The following is an 18,924-nucleotide window of genomic DNA, read 5'->3' on the forward strand; positions in this document are numbered from 1 at the left end:
CGTTGCGGACCTTCAGGATGTCGAGCTATTCGGCGCCCCAGCTACGCAATCGGTTGGTCGGATCGAGCCTCGAAAGGATGCGACCCATGATGCGGTCGAGGTCGGCGACATCCGACTGATCCAGCACGTCGATCACTGAGTCACGCACGGTGGCGACATGGCCCGGCGCCGTTTCGACGACTTTTCGCCACCCCAGCTCGGTGAGCGACGCATTGGTCGCGCGACGGTCTTCGAGGCACGGTGTGCGTTCCACGAATCCGCGCCGCTCCAGCCGCGCAATCACATGCGACAGGCGAGCAAGACTCGCGTTTGTGGCGGCGGAGAGTGCCGTCATGCGCAGGGTGCGCTCCGGCGCCTCCGAGAGCCTGGCAAGGGTGAAGTACTCGAAGTGTGTGAGCTCGGCATCCCGCTGCAGCTGCGCATCGAGGATGCTGGGCAGCAACTCAACTACCGAGACCAGTCGAATCCAGGAATGCAGTTGCTCCGGGGTCAGCCAGCGGGGATCATCCATCCGCGCAGTCTAGTTGGTTACTTGACGCTACAACCAAAAGGCGAGACCCGTGAGAGTGGGCCGACGTGCCACCCCGTGACAGACCGGCCCGCTCTTTCATCGCCCCTGATCAGTGGATCAGCACCTTCAGCGCATCGTGTTGCGCGGCATGGCCGAAGACGTCGTAGGCCTCAAGCATCTGCTCGAAAGTGAACTCGTGAGTCACGAACTTGTCGGCGGGTAGCTTGTGTTCCGCAACGAGTTTCAGCAACATCCCGAGTGTGTTGGTGTTCACGAGGCCCATCGAGATATCGATGTTCTTGATCCAGAGCTCATTCAGCGCGAGCTCGACGGGCTTGCCGTGCACCCCGATGTTGGCGACATGACCGCCGGGTCGCACGATATCCGTCGCCATGGTGAACGTGTTGGGCACGCCGACGGCCTCGATCGCGACATCCACTCCCAGTCCGTCGGTGAGCGCGAGCACCTGTTCTTTCCAGTCCGCGTCGCCCGAGTTCACGGTGTCGGTCGCCCCAAAATCCTTCGCGCGAGCCAGCCGAGCATTATCGAGATCAATCGCGATGATCTTGGACGGGCCGTAAAGCCGCGCGGTCATCACCGAGGAGAGGCCTACCGGGCCTGCACCAATCACGGCAACGACATCTCCCGGCGTCACCTTGCCGTACTGCACACCGATCTCAAAGCCCGTCGGCAGGATGTCGGAGAGCAGGATACCCTCGGCATCAGTGACCCCTTCCGGTACCTTGTACACCGAATTCTCGGCAAACGGCACGCGCACGTATTCAGCCTGGGTGCCGTCGATCATGTAGCCGAAAATCCACCCGATACCCGCGACTCCCTCCGGGCTGAGGCAGTGGCTGTAGAGACCTTTGCGACAGTTTGAGCACTGACCACAGGAACTGACGCAGGCGAGGATGACGCGGTCTCCGACGGCCAGCTGGCTGACGCTGTCACCGACTTCGGTGATCACGCCGATACCCTCGTGACCGAGAATCCGACCGACGGATACCTCCGGGACGTCGCCTTTGAGGATGTGCAGGTCGGTGCCGCAGATCGTGGTCGCCACCATTTTGACGATCACATCGGTCGGCGCGAGAATCACCGGATCCGGAACATCCTCCCAGCTTTTCTGGCCGGGACCTTTGTAGACGAGGGCTTTCATGGCATGACCTTCCTGTCGTGTACCCCTGAGTCAACGCCGATGGTCCCCCCGTCGCAGGGCCGAAGGTCCCGTCGGTTTGTGGCCAGGATCGGGAGGTTCAGCGCATTGTTGCGACGTACACGGTATTGGATGAGGTCCCACCGGTAAGCGGGTTATCGAAATCGACGACATGCGCCTGCACCGCGGCGAATACCCCCGATGCTCGTGTCAGAAACTCCTCGTCGGGCGGATCATCAGACCACAGCGCGAACACGCCGTCCGCCTGCAGGTGCAGCGAGACCGCTTCCATGCCGCTGGACGTATACAGATCAGCATGGCTCGGGTCAAGCTGGTGACGGGGCGAGTGGTCGACATCCAGCAGGATCGCGTCGTAGCGGACGGATGCCGCATCCGGCGGTCGACGCATGAGGCCGAAGAAGTCGTCGAGCACCAGTGCTGTTCTCGGGTCTTCCGTGAGCGCCGCCGAGACTGGAAGCAGGCCGCGCAGGTGCCAGTCGATCACGGCAGGCAGGGTGTCGATCACCGTGAGCGAGCGCACGCGATCGTCGGCGAGGGCCGCGACCGCCGTGTAGCCGAGGCCGAGGCCGCCGACCAGAACATCGAGATTCGTTGCCTCGACAGCCGCAAGACCCAGATTCGCGAGCTCCTCTTCTGCCACGGTGAATAAACTGGACATGAGGAATTCTTCCCCCAGTTTCACCTCGAACACGTCGACGCCGAGGGTGGGTTCAACTCTCCTTCGCAGGGTGAGATCCCCCATGCTGGTCGGCTGGAAGTCCAGTTCTTCGAAGCGAGCGCTCATGGATTTCCTCTCTGACCGGGGTCGACCGACACCGCATCCGGAGCCTAGCGCCTGTGCCGAGGTTCGCCCGGGTACGCCGAGTCATGGTCTGGCGACGAACCGTTGTGAGTCCAGCACGCCCCTACTGTGGTCACATGAGGATCAACGCATTTTCGGATGTCTGCCTGCGCGTAGTCATGCTGCTGGCGGCCTCTCCCGAGGCTGCGATAATGACCTCCCGGGCAATATCGGAAGCCATCGCGACGCCCTACAACCACGTGAGCAAGGCCATCATCCGACTGCGCGAACTCGGGCTCGTGGAGGTTGCCCGTGGGCGTTCGGGTGGGGTGCGGATCAGCGCCGAGGGTCGCAAGGCCACGATCGGCTGGCTCCTGCGCCAACTGGACACTCGCCTCGATCTGGCCGCATGCATCACCCCCAATGGCCCGTGTCCGCTGCTCGACGGGTGCGGGGTGCGGGGTGCATTGCGCCGGGCACGGGAGGCGTTCTACTCCGATTTGGACGCCGTTGTGATCGCCAGTCAGCCGCATAATCAACCAGAGACACGAGTCTTTTACTAGCCCCTGTAATTAACTAGTATTTAAAATACTAGTTTAAGAGATCATTCGGCACCGCAAAGGAGTCAGCATGCTCTCGGCCCAATCCCTCCCCCTGATCACCGCAACTCTCCCTCTCGTCGGGGAGCGAATGCCGGTGATCGCCCGAAACTTTTACGGTCGCATGTTCGCCGCCCACCCCGAACTCTTCGACGGGCTGTTCAGCCGCTCGAATCAGAAGAACGGCTCCCAGCAGCAGGCGCTTGCTGGCAGCATTGCCGCCTTCGCGACGCACCTGGTCAACAATCCGCAGACCACCCCCGAAGCCATGCTCTCCCGCATCGCGCACAAGCATGTGTCCCTCGACATCCGCCCGGAGCAGTACGACGTGGTGTTCCAGTACCTGTTTGAGGCGATTGCCGAGGAGCTCAGCGAGGTGATCACCCCCGAGATCGTCGACGCCTGGACCGAGGTCAACTGGCTGATGGCACACGCGCTGATCAAGTTGGAAAGTGGCCTTTACTCCGCTGCGGCGAGCGATCACCCCTTGGCACCCTGGGTCGTGGTGGCTAAAGAGGCTGCGGGAATCGACGCGGTGACCTTCACCCTGGAGCCGGCAGACGACACTCCCGTCACGCCGTCATTGCCCGGCCAATACGTGAGCGTCACGGTACGGATGCCCGACGGCATCCACCAGGTGCGCCAGTATTCCCTGTCCGCCAGCGCCGGGACCGACACCCGCGTGTTCACGACGAGGCTGGATGCGGACGGCGAGGTCTCCCCCGCCCTGCACCGCGACGTGCAGATCGGGAATCAACTGATTCTCTCCAACCCCTGCGGGGATATCACGCTGAGTACGGGCGACAGCCCCCTCGTGCTGGCCTCAGCCGGCATCGGCTGCACGCCGAGTGCATCCATCCTTCGGTCTCTCGCCGACCAGGGATCCAGGCGCGAGGTGCTCGTTCTTCACGCCGAGAGCACTCTCGAGCGCTGGGCACTGCGGGATCAGATGCTCGAGGATGTCGCTCTGCTCGAAGCAGCCGAACTCGAACTCTGGTTGGAAGTGCCCAGCGACGGCGACGAGGCGCACGACGGCTTCATGTCCCTGGCCAACGTGGCGATTCCCGAGAATGCGTCGGTGTACCTGTGCGGCCCACTGCCCTTCATGCGCAGTCTCAGGTCGCAGGCGCTCGAATCCGGAGTGCCGGCCGAGCGTATCCACTACGAGGTGTTCGGACCAGACCTCTGGCTCGCCGGCTCCTAATCCCGCACGTAGATATTTCGAGAAGTGCCGCGGGCGCTCGGAGCATCCAGATCCGTGCTTCCGTCACGCATCACGCGTCCTCGGCGCTGCCTCTTGGCTGGATACCATGGTCGGTATGACACTCCCCTCCACATGGAACCTCTCAGGGCGCACAGCTTTGGTAACCGGGGCGGGAAGCCCGACAGGAATCGGCTTCGCCTCCGCACGATCGCTCGGTCAACTCGGAGCCTCTGTCGCGATCACCGGCACGACCGATCGGATCCATGATCGAGTCAACGAGCTCCGTGAAATCGGAATCGATGCTCATGGATTCTTTGCGCGGCTCGAGTCGGCTGCGCTCGCCGTCGCGCTGGGTGAGGCGCTGGCGGCGGCATCCGTGGTACCGGACATCCTGGTGAATAACGCCGGCATGGTCTCGACGGGCGATACCGAGATACTCTCCGGTGACGCGCTCATGGACCCGGACGAATGGGATCGCAGCATCGCGCTCAACCTGTCAAGCGCGTTCTACATGACCCGCCTCGTTCTTCCCCGGATGCGTGCGGCGCGCTGGGGTCGAATCGTCACGGTGGCGAGCGTGACCGGGCCGGTTATGGCATCACGCGGCGACATAGCTTACGCCGCGGCAAAGGCTGGTCTCGTCGGCCTCACCAGAGCCCTCGCGGTGGACGAAGCGGGTGCCGCGATCACGGCGAACGCGGTCGCCCCCGGCTGGATTGCGACCGGTTCCCAGTTGCCGGCCGAAGCGCTCGAAGGTGCGCATGTTCCCGCGGGTCGAAGCGGAACGGCCGACGAGGTCGCTTCGGCGATCGCGTGGCTGGCAACCCCGGGCGCGTCCTACGTGACCGGACAGGTCATCGTCGTCGACGGCGGTAACAGCGTCGACGAGCAGCGACTGGCTTCTGCGTAGCGCGGGCTTCTGCGCAGCGCGCGCTTCTGTCTTATGCGGGCTATGAGTCCGCTCGCACGGGAGAAATATCGTGGGCGAATATTCCCGTCGGATCGATGTTCGCACGAAGCACTGCCGCCCGGGCGAAGGCTGCGTCATCGAGTGTGCGTTGCGGTGCCGCAGCATTTTCCGCGAATGTGGGGAGAGTGAAGCCGGTGCTCCAGGGGCTCATGACGCCGCGCAACGCCGCCAAGTCGGCGACGATATTCTCCCGTGATTCTGGCGTGGCAAGCAGACCGACTCCGAAGTAGGAAAAGCTGCCGCGTACGCGGTCGAATGCACCTCCCGTAATTGCGGGCTCAGCAAGCCGACCGCCGAGCTGGCGCAGCTCGAACATGAGGAGGAAGGATTGGGCACCGGCGGCGTCGAGGATGCGCCCCAACGCCAGATCATCGAGGTAATCCAGCACGAGATGATCCGAGACGGACGGCACCGGGAAGGGGGGATCCAGGTGGGTATGCGGCAGCGCGGCGGGCGGCGCGACGGCCCACGAGTCGAAGATCGGCTCAATCGCCCCGCGCAGTGGCCCCAAAAAATCGTCGAGAATCTGGTGGGCCGCATCGAGGTCTCCGGGGGTCGAAACGCTGATGGCCCCGTCGATCATGAGAATCTGCCCACTGGTCAGTACCTCCGGGAGCATGCCGGGGACGGGAGGCAGATTCAGCATCCGAAGACTCGTGGTCGCTTCGGGTGGCGCCGTTTCGGTCCACTTCTTCCAGAGAGTCGCGATCACCGCAGCGTCGCTGGCTTTCCAGGCGATTTGCCCGGTGATAACGTGCGCCATCGGAAAAAGCTGGATTTCTACACCCACCACGACGCCGTACCCGCCGCCGCCGCCGCGAAGCGCCCAAAAGAGCTCCGGGACGCTTGTTGCACTGACCTCAATGGTTTCGCCGGTGGCAATCACGATGGTGATTGAGCGAAGCGAGTTTGCCGCGATCCCGTGAAGCCGACCGTAAAAGCTGAGGCCACCGCGAAGTAAATATCCGATTGCACCGATCGTGCCGCTGGAGCCATGCAGGGCGATCAGTCCGTGGGCAGCGGCCGCATCAACGACGCTTGACCAACAGGTACCCGCAGAAATTCGTGCGGTCAAAGCGACGGGGTCGATGATGACCGATTCGTCAAGCTGGGTCGAGATGAGGAGATCCCCGTGCATCGGACTGGCTGACATCGCAGCATGTCCAGTGGCCTGCGCGCGAACACCAATCCCCAAATTACGGGAGGTCAGGATAGCGTTGATAACGTCGGTTGCGCAAGTCGCGATCACGGTATGAGCGGGGTCAAGATGGGCGTCGAGGTTGTAGCACGCAACGGCCTGCTCATAGGCTTTATCACCGGGCGACGAGAGGGCGACCATAGTGTGTGTCTGGCTTGGCATGTTCTTCCTCGTATCTATGAAAGCGGTGGTGACGCCTTATCGGGTGATTAGATTGCCGCCAATATAGGGGTCGCGCGTCTCTGGGTGTGGAATTTGCTCATAATCTTTTGTCTTGACACACCAATTGGCCAAAGAGGCGGGCAAAATCTGGCAGCAGATCTCCCGCACTGACTGAGCCTGCTCTGTCGGTGCCATTAGTGTGGAGGTTCGGTTTTCCACGCCTCCGCAAACAGACTTCATGCGAGCGTTGCACGACGGACAGCGACGGTCCCGTCGCTGCCGAAGCCATAATCCCCACCAGACCGGGACGAACTGGAGCGAAAGTTGACGCTTTTCACTGATCCGGCACGAGCAATCCCCGACGGATTCCCCGGCGAAAAAATGCTGGTCCTGCCACGTCCCAGAGTTCGCGAAGTTATGTCGAAGCCCGGCATGTCGCACCTCGTGGTCACGGATTGCGGATATTTTCCTGAGGCACGTTCGCATGGAAGGATTCGCCGAGTACCGATCAGCCAGGCGGTCGTGATCATTTGTTCAAAAGGCAAGGGCTGGTGCAGCACAGAGGAGGGCAGATTCGACGTGCATGCCGGACAGGCAATCATCCTCCCACCACACAGGGTGCATTCATACGGCGCAGATGCGCACGATCCGTGGACTCTATGGTGGCTTCATGTTGACGGTCTCGATATCGACGGCTTTTTGTCCTATGCCGGCATGACCATCGAGGCGCCGGTCAGGACCCTGTCGGACATGTACGCGACGGTCTCGCTCGTTGCCGAAGTAATTCAGTGGATGGAGCGCGACACGACTGATTCGAGCCTGCTTTCCGCCGCGGGCGCTGCCTGGCACCTGATGGCCCTGTTGGCTTCGGACAGGTCGAGCGTTGGCGGAACGGGGGCGGCGATCGAGCAGGCCGCCAATTATCTTCGGAGCCATGCCAACAAGCGAGTCAGCGTCACCGATCTTGCTGCGATGGCTGGGCTGAGCAATTCGCACTTTGCCACACTGTTTAGGAGCCACACCGGGTTCGCTGTATTGCACTTTCAAACGCAGTTGAGAATGTCGAATGCCCGCGAGTTTCTGGACACGACGGCAATGTCTGTAGAAGAGATTGCGCGCGCAGTTGGCTATGAGGATTCGTTCTATTTTGCGAGACTATTTAAGAAGGTGCATGGACAAAGTCCATCCGCCTATCGCAAGCATGACAAGGGTTGAGCTTTCATTCGACTCGAAACGATTTGAACGTGTCATAGGCCAGCTTCTGCCGGCCGGTATCAAAAGTAACCAACCCCATAATGGATACGCCGTTGTAAGCCTGGTTGTACCCAAAGCGTTCTTTGTAATCCTTGAGCACCCACAGTGTGTAGCCCACCGTGAATTCGCGGCGAGCAACGACCTGCTTCCAGTGCTCGGCAATGTAGGCCGCTTGCCACTCTTCAGTGCCCTGCTGAGTTGCGCTTCCATGATTTCCGGCCAGTGCCCAGGTTCCATTTTCGGTGATTAAGATCGGCTTGTCGGGGTAGGCGGCGTGCACCCGGTCGATGGCCGGTCCGAGATCGGAACTTTCGCCATAGAAGTACCCGTAATACTCGTTGAATCCGATCACGTCGGCGAGGTCAAAGGCGGGGTCGTCGGTTGTTATCGACGACCACGTCACGGGGCGCCCAGTCAGGTCGACGGCCTTCACTGCGGCTTTCAGATCCGCGAGCCACGCGCGATACACCGGGGCGCCCAGAGGATCGATCTCGGACTCGTTCTGTAGACCCCACAGGATTACCGAGGGGCGATTGTGCTGGTTCCAGGCCATGGTGAGCGCCATTGCCCGCGCCAGTCCGTACGCCTCGGTCTGTTCCCGTTCCTGAGTGGTATTCAGCCACATGGTGTCGATATCATCCATAACCATGACGCCATGCTTGTCGGCCCACTCGTACACGTACGGATGACGGTTGTAGACGGTGTTTCGTATGAAATTCGCGCCAATGTCGAGCACTCGGCCCAATTCGACGTCGTAATCCGGAATGGTCATCGCTCGGCCGTGTTCGGCGTTCTCTTCGTGCCAGCTCGTACCTTTTAGGAAAAGAGGAGAGCCGTTCATGAGGAGCTTGCCGTCGGCCACCTGAAGTTTACGAACACCGTAGCTCGTAGATAATCCGTCCACCGGAAGATTGCGGTCGACTCCCGTGTGCGGATCGCCGAACAGCGTGGCTCGTGCGGTTAACAACTTCGGTTCTTCGGCGCTCCAGGTCGGCGCGTGCGGGAGAGAGATTGTGATGGGAACCACGAGAACCGAGCCAGCCGGAACCGTTACCGGTGTCGACACGGGAGGGGAAAGCGAATCGATCCCGGGGTCAAGCCGCACGCTGCCGACGAAGTCGGTGGCACTATCGTTCTCGAGAATGATCCGCACATCCAGAATCCCATTCGCCGCAGCCACGAGAATTTTACTCACCGATACAGAGGCGACGCTTTCCAGCCACACCGACCGGGTGATCCCCGCATAGGGCCAGTAGTCGACTGGCTTATACGGAATTTCGCGGTCGTCGGAGACAGGCTGACCCGCAGCGCCGTACGAACTGTACGACGCACGCCGAAAGACTCGCAGGGCTAACGAATGGCTCTGTCTGCTCGCGATAGACCGGGGCACCGGCATCGAGAACGGAGTATTCGCCCCCTCGTGCTTACCGAGGTGCACGCCGTCGAGCCAGACTTCCGCGCTATAGCCGACCGCGAGAAAATTGAGTCGCAGATGTCGATTCTGTCCTGCACCGGAAACTTTGAATGTGCGACGAAACCAAGCGTATCCGTCGAGAAAGGCAGTACCTTCGCCGAAGTGACTACCGTCAAGAGTGCCAAAACCTGGAGTGTCTAACAGATCCCACGCGGAAGGCACAGAGATGGTCTGCCACGACTGATCATCAAAATCGGCCGAGTTCCAGCCACGTTTCAGGCCACTTGCGTCAGGATCGGCCGAAAAACGCCACTGGCCGTCGAGGTCGACGTATCGCCGTTCTGGTTCCCGATTGTTCCAACCTGCGAAGCTCGGCACGACAGCCCCATAAGAGAAGAGCACGTTGGTCTCGCCGACCCGCCGAATATGTGTTCCCGAAGGCTCGGTGGCTGGGTGGCTATCGAGCACTGGCGCGCCGGTCGCTGCCGAGGCAGCTGCTGCCTGAGCGAGCGACGGCCAGGCCGGAAGTGCGACGATACCCGCACCAGCCAAGGCCGCGCCGAGAAAGCTGCGGCGCTTCATTCCCAAACCAACGGGCCGCGGCGGGTGGTGAATATTCATGATGCCTCCATATAGTTCAGCGTTGAGCTAGATCAGGAACTTTGACAACAAGCCGTAATTTCTGGGGCCGATGATGCCTCACCTTCCCTCGCCTCGCCTACGCTCTGGCGCTCTCGCGGAGCGAGAAGAGTTGGGCGCGGATGGTCGCTACCTCGCGGTCGCGATCGACCTCTGGGGGGTCGACAAAGAGAAGCATCGAAGGGAGGCTCGTGGCAAAGAAATCGACCTCAGCCGGAGTGCGTGCGAAGTCCTCCACCCAGGCACGGAGTTCCTCAGAAAGATGGTCTGCCTCGTGATCTTGATGGAGTCGCCGCAGAGAAACAATGGCGAAGTATGTGCGAGAACTGAATCGGGCTACCGCCATCTGAGAGAAGTCACCGGTCGATTGGGCGGCTCGCTGCCAGTGCGCTTCGGCCTCGAGCTGGTCGCCAGAAGCAGCCAGCGCATCCCCCAGGGCAACTTCCAGTTCGGACACATTGGCCAAGGGATGCCTGTCTTCGCCGAGGGTGATCGGCGGGTGGAGCGCTTCGAGCAGAATTTCTATCGCCCGATGGGGTTGTCCAGAAGTCATGGCCTGGTGCGCACGGGCGTGGGCGGCACGCTCCCACACGGCAAGAACTTGACCCTCACCGCCCTCCCACGGCTGGAACTGCCGTCCCGCGAGCACGCTGTGCGCGTCCGCGGCCCGGCCGAGGTCGATGAGTAACTGCGCGTACTGGACGGTGAGGTCGTCTCGCTGAGAGACAACATCGAACCGCTTTTCCAGCTGCGCGAATCGGTCACGGCTGGTCATTCCTCGACGAGCACAGAGCTGGTCGAATTCACACCAGAGCTTTGCGTTGCTTGGATCATCCTCAAGTGCAAGGCGGTAATGGTGCGAAGAGGCCTCAGGGTCACGCAATACGTTGTAAGAGGCTATGCCCAGATTGCGGTGGACGATAGCGATAATTTGCCCCGTGGGCGCGCAGTCGAGCGAGCGCTCCCACAGGGCAATGGCCTCGTTATACCGCCGACGGTCGTAATACCAATGCCCGAGAAGCGCCGACGCGAGAGCGTTGACCGGCCCGTGATCAAGCGCCGACTGAAGCACATCGACATCATCGAGGCGAGACGGAAGAGCCAGCCTCGCTGAGGCACGGCTGACAGCGTCGAGAACATCGTTCGCCTCGCTCGCTCGACCTACACGGCGCAACACAGCTGCTCGGTGAAACTCGATAATCGGCCCGACATTAACCTGCCCACCGGCCAGATTCGGGAGGAGGCCGGCAGCTTCGCCGAGCGTCACCAGGGCTTCTTCCAGTAGTCCTGCTGCCGCGTACTCGAGCGCGACATCCAGAAGTATCGTGGCATCGCCTGTCACGATTTCTCCGGCGAGGTGCAACGCCCAAGCGTCAAGGGGATCCCGTCTGAGGGTTTCGTGAAGTATTGTGTCCGCCTCGGCCTCGGCCCCGGCCCTCCGCAGCAGAATGGCGAGCAGGTCTGCGGCCTGCAGGTGCTGTCGATCGGCGTCCACTACTTCGCGAAGCATCGCCACCGCCACATCAAACTGGCCAGCTTTGGATCGTTCTCGTGCAAGCAGGAAGCGCGCAGGGACCGAATAGGCGGCGTCCCAGGACGCGCGAGCGAGAGCATCCATCGCTTCTCGCCCTCTTCCCAGCCTGACGAGTGTCAACCCGAGCAGGTAGTGCGCCGCGCCATCAACCGGGGTGGAGGCCCATTCCGTGCGTCGCCGGACACTGCGGGTGAGTAGTTCATTCGCACCCGCGTAGTCGGCTCGTGCGTACAGCAATGCCCCCAGGGCAGCGGTAGCACGCGATTCATCCGGATCACGGGCCAGGACCTCCTGCCAGTACGGTTCCGACATCCGCGTTGCGTGACGATACTGATCGAGGTAACTCGCGATCTGCACGAGCTCGTCGACGGTAGCGACTTTGGCAGGGGCGGCTGGCTCGACCGCATGGTGCGGTTCGTCAGTGGCTAAATCCTGCATTCGGGAGTTGAGCCTAAGGAGGGTCGACTCCCCCATGGTGATGGTCAGGACCAGTTCGAGCGCCGAAGAGTTTACGACAGTAACGTCGTAGACGAATGGCTCGTTCGGCCACAGATCCCGAACGACCTCGTAGATGACCTCGTCACCGCTACTAACGCGGACTCGCGCGCCAGAGATGATCTCGGACGCAACAATACCGATCCGCGCGCCGGAGTCGATCAGATCCAGCCGTGCCGCCACATCCGCCGTCGCCTCGTGCGCTGGACCGATCTTGCTGATTGGATACCAGAACTGGCTAAAGGATTTTGTCTCACCCGGAGACAGATAGGCGAAGTCGGGTTGGTTGTCGGTGTACACACCGGCCATTAATTCAACATAGGGTCCATCGCCATCAGTGAGGTTCCTGTCCCAAGCCCATCCGAATGGTGCGTTTCCCCATGTCCACTGTTTTTTCCCCGGAGAAATATCCCGGCTGGCCCAGTGCACAAATCCGACATCACGACCATGGTCGTAGCCACCGAAGAACTCTCCCCGGGTGGCCATCGCCATATAAGAGGTAGGGACCGGGATGTTTCGATACCAATCCAAACGATCAGCATCGAGGTGCTCGGCGGTGACCCGAGACGGATAGTCGACCCCGTAGTAGGACGATCGCGCCTGGGGGAAGCTCACAACGGCGCGCTTGGCGTGATCGGCCACGTAGTTGACGTCACGAGGGAAGAAAGACTGGTAGTCATCGCTCACCGAGGCAGCCACGTTTGCCCACCAGAGAAACGTCTGGCGCGTCTCCGACCGGTTATACAGGCGCACTCGCGCTTCTATTTTCGAACTATCCGGACGAAGACGAATGCCATGCATTCCCTTCATGCGAGCGAACGGATCATGGTCCGAACACCACACTGTTACTGAACCATCCGCTTCGTGCTCGATGCTGACATCGGTGGGAAGGAATGTTGCCGGTCGATGATGCTGGGGCCAGTTGAACTCGACGCCGCCCGCGATCCACGGCCCAGCAAGACCCACGAGCGCGGGCTTGATCACGTTATTTCGATAAAATATGTCATACCCGGCTGACTTGTCATACGCGATGTGAATTCGACCGCCGAGCTCCGGAAGAATTACTAAGCGGAGCCACTCATTTTCGAGGTGGACGGCCTGCCACAGGTGCGCAACTTTTGTCTGGCTCACTCTTTCGATAAAGGGCAAGGGGAACACCCGCCCGGACGATCCCTGATACACCCGGGACTCCAGGAAGGCAGGAAACTGATCTGGCAGCTCCGGCAGGTAGGTGTCGATGCTGAGCGGCTCCGACCAGGCCGCCACACGATGGTCCGCCAGATCTTGAGGAATCGGGGGAAGGAAAATCCGGGACGCCTCGGCGGGCATTTCGTTGGGCATGACACGACCTTAGAGTTGGCTTGTGGGCGATCGGAATGCACTATTCGGGGACTTACCTAGACGAACCGACTGTAAGTAACAGTGTCAATGAGATGTAAAATAGGCTCTACAAATTTTTATATAGACGAAACCATGTAAAAGAGACTCTGCCTGGCTTGCTTCCTTGACCAGACACGGATGGCACTAATGCGCCGTGAGAAAGAGCCTGTTCATGCGCCGCTGAAAATTAAGGTTGTTCCAGCCGGGATGATGTGGGGCTGAGTTGGAACCCGTGAGAGTGCCCCAGTAGCCGAGCTCGATGCAGCGCTGCACCGCGTGAGCGGCCACGAACTGGCCGACTGCGCCGTCTTCGAAGTCCGCCTCGAGCGGCGTATAACCGATCCAGCCCTCGCCAATCACCGCAGGCACGCCATGGTGTCCAGCCCAGATTGAAACAGCCTCAAGCCGTGCGTCAATAGCCTGGAGCATGGCCGTCTCAAACTGAGCGAAATGCCGATACAGCCAGGCATCCCAGGCGATCGGATCCACCCAGTCGTAGGCGTAAAACATGCTGGTAGAAATTCCGGTCGCCTCGAGGCGCCACGGTTCGATCGTTGTCGTCCACTCGGAAAATGTCGGCGCATCTTCCCGAAGAAGTGATTTGAGTTCATCGGTGGGAAACGTCGGAGGGGATGCTCGAACCTGCGCCCATGCTTCGAGAGCGCCGAGCACGCCATAGACGTAAATGTGTTGATGCGCGACTTGCGCGTTGTCAGGAACGGACGCCAGATCGAGATAGGGCGGAATGCCGTAGCACACGGTCGACAAAACATTCGGATGAGCATCCTGCAGCATCGCGAGCGCCTTTTCGAGGTACGGGCGCTGTGCCCAAAATGTGTCGACGCTGTCCGAGGTAACCTCCGCCAGGCGCGATAGATCGACCTCGTTGTGAATTTCCACGTATGCGATTCGGTCATCCAATCCCTCGGCCGCCAGATAGCTGACCAAGCGGGCCTCCGCACGCGCAAGTGCCTCATGACGCTCGTCGGCGGGGATCGCACTCAACATGTCGTGCCAGGACGAATCCGCCAAAAACGCCGGACTCTGCTGGTACTCCCACGATGAGACGATGACAAAACACTTGTTGCGTTTGGCCGCCTCGAATAAAGCGCGGAGGTGTGCTCGTCCATCAATAACGGCGCCGCCGGTGGCGTCATACCAGCGCGTACGCTGGCCGGTGTCGCCACCCATATTGACAAAGCGAAGCGCGGTCGTATCGATATCGTGCTCGCCGAAGAGGAGCAGCGGCGCGGCACAAATCCGAACGGTGTTATAGCCACGGTCAACAGCTTCAGCAAACGCACGATCGAGATCGGCAAAGGGTTCACCCTGTGTTGTCTGGGTGTACCAGGTGAAATCCCACAGGCTTATCGCCAGTTTGCGGGGAAGGTGTGCGGGAATTTGAGAGGAGGTCATGGCTCTTTCTTATTTAATAGGACGAGCAGGTCACGCGCGCTTACCCCTTGACACTTCCCTCGGTCAGCCCTGCCTTCCAGAATCGCTGCAGGCTGACTATCGCGATCATGATCGGGATAACAGAGAGGAATGCGCCCCCTACAGCGAGTTGGTAGAGCTCTGGATGACGATCGGAGATGCTCTGCCACTGCGTCAACCCCAGGGTTATGGGATACAGCCTTTGGTCCGAAAGCATGACGAGTGGGAGGAAAAAGTTGTTCCAGATTCCAATGAACTGAAAGAGGAACACTGTCACGGCTGCCGGCATCATGAGGCGGAAACCAAGGGTGAGAAAAATACGGAACTCTCCCACTCCGTCGAGTCGAGCCGCCTCCAAGAGACTGTCCGGCACCGCAGCTTTCGCGTAAATGCGGCCAAGGTAGACGCCAAAGGGGCTGACGAGCGATGGCAACAGCACCGACCAGTAGGTGTTCACCAACCCGACTTGACTCATCAAAAGAAACAGAGGAAGAGCAAGCGCAGTGCCCGGAATCATCACCCCGGCGAGAATGATGTTGAACACCGCTTCGCGACCGCGGAAATCGAACTTTGCGAGGCAGTATCCGGCGGCGAGAGAGCAGACCGTGGCGACGAGCGCGCCTATCCCCGAGTAGAGAACACTGTTGAGTGCCCATCTTGCGAATATGCCCCCGTCGTAGGTCACAACTTTGGCCAGGTTGCTCAGGAGCTGCGGGTTATTGAGGACTAGTCCGGATGACCCGAAAAGGTCGCTCGTCGACTTTGTTGCTGCAATGGCGAGCCAATAGACCGGAAACAGGAAATAGATCATGGCAACAGCGAGCGCTGCGGTGACGCCAATTCTCCATGCGGGGCTACGGCGGATCTTGCGGGGGGCATCCGCTAAACCTGATGACTTCTGTACGGTCGATTCGTCAGCCGGAGAAACGGGCGCAGTGACCACAGTCATGATTCTCCCCCGCGTCGTGTCACGAGCTTGAGAAAGCCGAAGGAGAACGCACACGCGACTAACGCAAGGAGCACGGACTCTGCGGCGGCGAGGCTGTAGTTGTTGTTCGTGAATGCCTCGTTGTAGGCCGAGAGGTTAGGGGTGAAGCTCGAGGTGATGGCGCTGGAGAGGGGCTTCAGAACGAGCGGTTCCGCGAAGAGCTGGATGGTACCGATGATTGTAAAGACTGTCGTCAACACGATGGCGGGCCGGATCAGGGGCAACTTTATTCGAGTGATCATTTGCCACGCATTCGCGCCATCAATGGATGCGGCCTCGAACAGGTCCGAATCGATGGATTTCAATTGCGCGACGATCACCAGCATGTTGTAGCCGGCATACTGCCAGGTCACAATATTGGCGATTGACCAAAGCACCGAACCTCCACCCAGGAAGTCGATGTGCAGGCCGACAGCAGAACCCAGGCTCACTAGCGGACTCAGCCCCGGCGTGTAAAGAAAACCCCAGAGAATTGATGCGATGACCCCCGGCACTCCGTAGGGGAGGAAATACACGGAACGGAAGAAGGGAACACCCCACGCCGAGGCCGCATCGAGCAGGAGAGCGAGGGCCGTCGCGAGCAGGATCATCATAGGCACCTGGACGACGGCGAACAGTAATACCCGTCCGAGGCTTTCGACGAATGCCGGCGTGCTGAGGGCGGTTATGTAGTTCGTCAACCCGACAAAGACGGGACTTGCGCCGCCTTCGCCAAAGGCACCGGAACGCTCAACCCCCGTCACACTGTCGTAAAGTGCGACGAGAAGCGGCAAAACCATGGTGAGCGTGAAGATGAGCAGGAATGGCCCGAGCAGTCCGGCTACCGTCATACGATTTCGAGAGCGAGTGGATGTCGCCACTTGAATTCTCCGTTTCGATTCGTGGATGGGTTTGCGTCATTCTGGTGGGGCGGTAGCGGGGACCGGCCGGGGCACGCTCGGTGACCCGGCCGGACCTTCTCCGTTACGAACCGGCGCGAACCTTGAGTCCCTTTGCCTTGAGGTCAGCGATCGTCGCGGTTTGGGCGGCCTTGACCGCATCCACGAATGTGCCTTTGCCCTCGATGGCGGCCTGGAAGCCGTCGTTCAAGTGGGTGTAGGTGTTCGCGGTTGTGGGAATCCATCCCCAGGAGGTGTCGATCGAGGAATTCGACTTCCTGAACACGTCCTTGTTGGCGTTTTGACCACCGAGGAACGGGTCCGGTGCGTCCAGGGACGACCCTGCGAGTGCGTTCTTCGTGGCCGGCCAGCCGTAGCCGCCCGCAGTGAGCAATTTCACGCTCTCCGGGTCGGAGTTGAGCCAGACCGCGAACTTCAATGCCGCTTTTGCATTGGAGGTGCCCTTCAGCACTGCGGTGCTTGAGCCGCCCCAGTTCGCGGACGCGTATTTCGCGCCCCACTGGGGTAGCGGTGCTACTTTCCACTTACCCACCGTTGTGGGGGCGTTTCCGGCAATCATTGGTCCACCCCACTGGGCGGATGGCCACGCTATGATATTGCCCTTCTGAAGGTCGCTGTACCAACCGTTTGCGAAGTCCGGCTCTGTCTTAATCAGACCTGACTCCCGCAGCTTGTCCCAGTACGAAGCGACCTTGAGGGTCACCGCGGAGTCGATGTTTACCGTCCAGGTATCCCCGCTGCGACCAAACCATTTCGCGCCGGCCTGCCAGGCGAGGGCGGTGAACCACGCCGAGTTCCCCGGGGGGAAGGTACTGATGAACTGGTTAGGGTTGGCGTCGTGGATAATTTTCGCATCCGCCGCATACTCGCTCCACGTGGCCGGAGCTTTCAGCCCAAGGGAGGAGAAGATATCTTCCCGGTAGTAGAGCCCCATCGGTCCGGACGCCTGTGGCACGGCGTAAATGGATTTGCCAAAAGTCGATTGAGCCAACTGCCAATCGACGAACTTGCTGCCGCTGACATCCATTCCCAGCGGCTTGAGATCCACCAGCCCGTTTTCCAAGACAAATCCTGGCAACTCCTGGTACTCGATCTGAGCAAGATCGGGTGCACCTTTGCCCGCTTTGAGGGCGGCGTGCATCTTGGCATATGTTCCCCCGCTTCCTGATGGGGTTTGCTCAAGCGTGACCTGAATTTTAGGGTTCTCCTTGTTCCAGAGATTCACGGCTTTGTCCAGTGCCGGAACCCACGTCCAAAACGTGAGCTTCGCCGTATCCGAAGACACGGAGGACTGTGGGGTAGACGTACCCGTGCAAGCTGAAGTTGCAAGCACAGCTGCCAGCGCGGTGATCACGGCGATCGTTCTGCTGCGTTTCATGGGTGACTCCTCGTTGAGTGTGAAGACGAATGTGCTGACGTTTGCTGGCGGTCGGGACGGTCGGAGTGCTGTCACATCCGCTTCCAGCGCAAGCTCTCAATGCTGGCTGGGATGCGAAGTGACTCGACCTGAATGTCGACCACCATCTTTGTGATTTGTGGGTGCCGTGCTGGGGCTAATACTGAGAGGTTTTCTCCCCTCAGGGGAGAGTGTATGCATCACGGTGCCGGGGCGTAAATGATCGAACTTACGGAAACACTGGACAAAGCACCGATACAGAGGTGTCGTAGGATCACCGCCGTTGACAGCCGTATCGATCGTGTCCACACGATGGGACGGAGATCGGCCCGATGTGAAAGCACACACGACCCCGACACAACCGAAGGCTTTCGCCACGACGGCAGTGCTGCGGACCGTGCGGCACATGCTCGCCGCGATCGTCATAATGAAGAGTAATGTCCGTTCCAACACCCGACCAAAACACATAGTTTATGGTGGCTCCCGGACACCTGCTTCGCGAACATTGTGGCGCAGAGAAACTGAGTTGGACCAGAGCAGTCGAGTGCTGGCAGTGTTTTCTTCCAGTGAAGGGCGATTGGCCTAACTCCGGCGCCAACCCGAGGTCAGCACGGTACTAGTCTGGACGAAATCAGGATGCCACCCTGCTAGAGCGTCCTCAATTGACCGTTGATGTAGGAAAAAGGATTCGCTACCATTTTGTTTTTTAGCTCTTCGACAGATGATCTTCGCCGAAATTTTCCGGTGGCGAAATCAAGGGAAATTCACGCTCAAGACCGTTACTGCGGGCGGTGTCACGACACGCGCGGTCTTGAAGGGTCAACCGAAATCGAATCCACACCTTTCGTGGCTGCTGGAAGCCGAGCCACGACTGGTAGATCGAATG

The 18,924-nt window shown here is 60.1% G+C and carries 14 protein-coding genes; 4 read left to right on the forward strand and 10 right to left on the reverse strand.

The genetic code is table 11. The features are described 5' to 3' along the window. Positions 1–25: 25 nt before the first annotated feature. The 3 genes from RCH11_RS02715 to RCH11_RS02725 form a co-directional block, all read right to left on the reverse strand. A complete protein-coding gene (locus RCH11_RS02715; RefSeq protein ID WP_327055457.1) occupies positions 26–511 on the reverse strand; it encodes a MarR family winged helix-turn-helix transcriptional regulator in 486 nt (161 codons plus the stop codon). A 109-nt stretch (positions 512–620) separates the two neighbouring features. Next, a complete protein-coding gene (locus RCH11_RS02720) occupies positions 621–1,673 on the reverse strand; it encodes a zinc-dependent alcohol dehydrogenase family protein (RefSeq protein WP_327055458.1) in 1,053 nt (350 codons plus the stop codon). A gap of 97 nt (positions 1,674–1,770) precedes the next feature. Continuing rightward, positions 1,771–2,475 (reverse strand): spermidine synthase, encoded by a 705-nt coding sequence (locus tag RCH11_RS02725; RefSeq protein WP_327055459.1) that lies wholly within the window; start codon positions 2,473–2,475, stop codon positions 1,771–1,773. 134 nt (positions 2,476–2,609) lie between these two features. Here RCH11_RS02725 and RCH11_RS02730 point away from each other — a divergent pair, with 134 nt between their 5' ends. From RCH11_RS02730 to RCH11_RS02740, 3 genes are all read left to right on the forward strand, one after another. Further along, entirely contained in the window at positions 2,610–3,035 is a 426-nt protein-coding gene (locus RCH11_RS02730; protein ID WP_327055460.1) for an RrF2 family transcriptional regulator, read from the forward strand. A gap of 67 nt (positions 3,036–3,102) precedes the next feature. Beyond that, the gene (locus tag RCH11_RS02735) at positions 3,103–4,275 is read left to right on the forward strand and encodes a globin domain-containing protein (RefSeq protein ID WP_327055461.1); all 1,173 of its coding nucleotides are present in this window, start codon (positions 3,103–3,105) and stop codon (positions 4,273–4,275) included. A 115-nt stretch (positions 4,276–4,390) separates the two neighbouring features. Beyond that, positions 4,391–5,185, forward strand: a complete 795-nt coding sequence (locus tag RCH11_RS02740) for an SDR family oxidoreductase (RefSeq protein WP_327055462.1) — start codon at positions 4,391–4,393, stop codon at positions 5,183–5,185. A 40-nt stretch (positions 5,186–5,225) separates the two neighbouring features. Here the strand turns inward: RCH11_RS02740 and RCH11_RS02745 are convergent, their stop codons facing one another. Next, the gene (locus RCH11_RS02745) at positions 5,226–6,605 is read right to left on the reverse strand and encodes an FAD-binding oxidoreductase (protein WP_327055463.1); all 1,380 of its coding nucleotides are present in this window, start codon (positions 6,603–6,605) and stop codon (positions 5,226–5,228) included. Between the two features lie 324 nt (positions 6,606–6,929). Here RCH11_RS02745 and RCH11_RS02750 point away from each other — a divergent pair, with 324 nt between their 5' ends. Then, entirely contained in the window at positions 6,930–7,820 is an 891-nt protein-coding gene (locus tag RCH11_RS02750) for an AraC family transcriptional regulator (RefSeq protein ID WP_327055464.1), read from the forward strand. Between the two features lie 4 nt (positions 7,821–7,824). Here RCH11_RS02750 and RCH11_RS02755 read toward each other — a convergent pair whose 3' ends face one another. The 6 genes from RCH11_RS02755 to RCH11_RS02780 all read right to left on the reverse strand — a co-directional run bounded on the left by RCH11_RS02755 (position 7,825) and on the right by RCH11_RS02780 (position 18,020). Then, a complete protein-coding gene (locus tag RCH11_RS02755; RefSeq protein WP_327055465.1) occupies positions 7,825–9,855 on the reverse strand; it encodes a glycoside hydrolase family 2 protein in 2,031 nt (676 codons plus the stop codon). 136 nt (positions 9,856–9,991) lie between these two features. Next, on the reverse strand, positions 9,992–13,282 hold the full coding sequence (locus tag RCH11_RS02760; RefSeq protein WP_327055466.1) for a DUF5107 domain-containing protein: 3,291 nt from the start codon (positions 13,280–13,282) through the stop codon (positions 9,992–9,994). A 183-nt stretch (positions 13,283–13,465) separates the two neighbouring features. Further along, positions 13,466–14,737, reverse strand: a complete 1,272-nt coding sequence (locus RCH11_RS02765; protein WP_327055467.1) for a cellulase-like family protein — start codon at positions 14,735–14,737, stop codon at positions 13,466–13,468. Positions 14,738–14,777: 40 nt separating this feature from the next. Then, on the reverse strand, positions 14,778–15,704 hold the full coding sequence (locus tag RCH11_RS02770) for a carbohydrate ABC transporter permease (RefSeq protein WP_327055468.1): 927 nt from the start codon (positions 15,702–15,704) through the stop codon (positions 14,778–14,780). Beyond that, a complete protein-coding gene (locus RCH11_RS02775; protein ID WP_327055469.1) occupies positions 15,701–16,573 on the reverse strand; it encodes a carbohydrate ABC transporter permease in 873 nt (290 codons plus the stop codon). Before RCH11_RS02775 ends, RCH11_RS02770 begins: the two co-directional genes overlap by 4 nt. Before the next feature lie 133 nt (positions 16,574–16,706). Next, complete coding sequence (locus RCH11_RS02780; protein WP_327055470.1) at positions 16,707–18,020, reverse strand: ABC transporter substrate-binding protein; 1,314 nt, start codon at positions 18,018–18,020, stop codon at positions 16,707–16,709. Positions 18,021–18,924: the final 904 nt, after the last annotated feature.

The sequence above is a fragment of the Glaciihabitans sp. GrIS 2.15 genome, assembly GCF_035984695.1.
GTDB lineage: Bacteria > Actinomycetota > Actinomycetes > Actinomycetales > Microbacteriaceae > Lacisediminihabitans.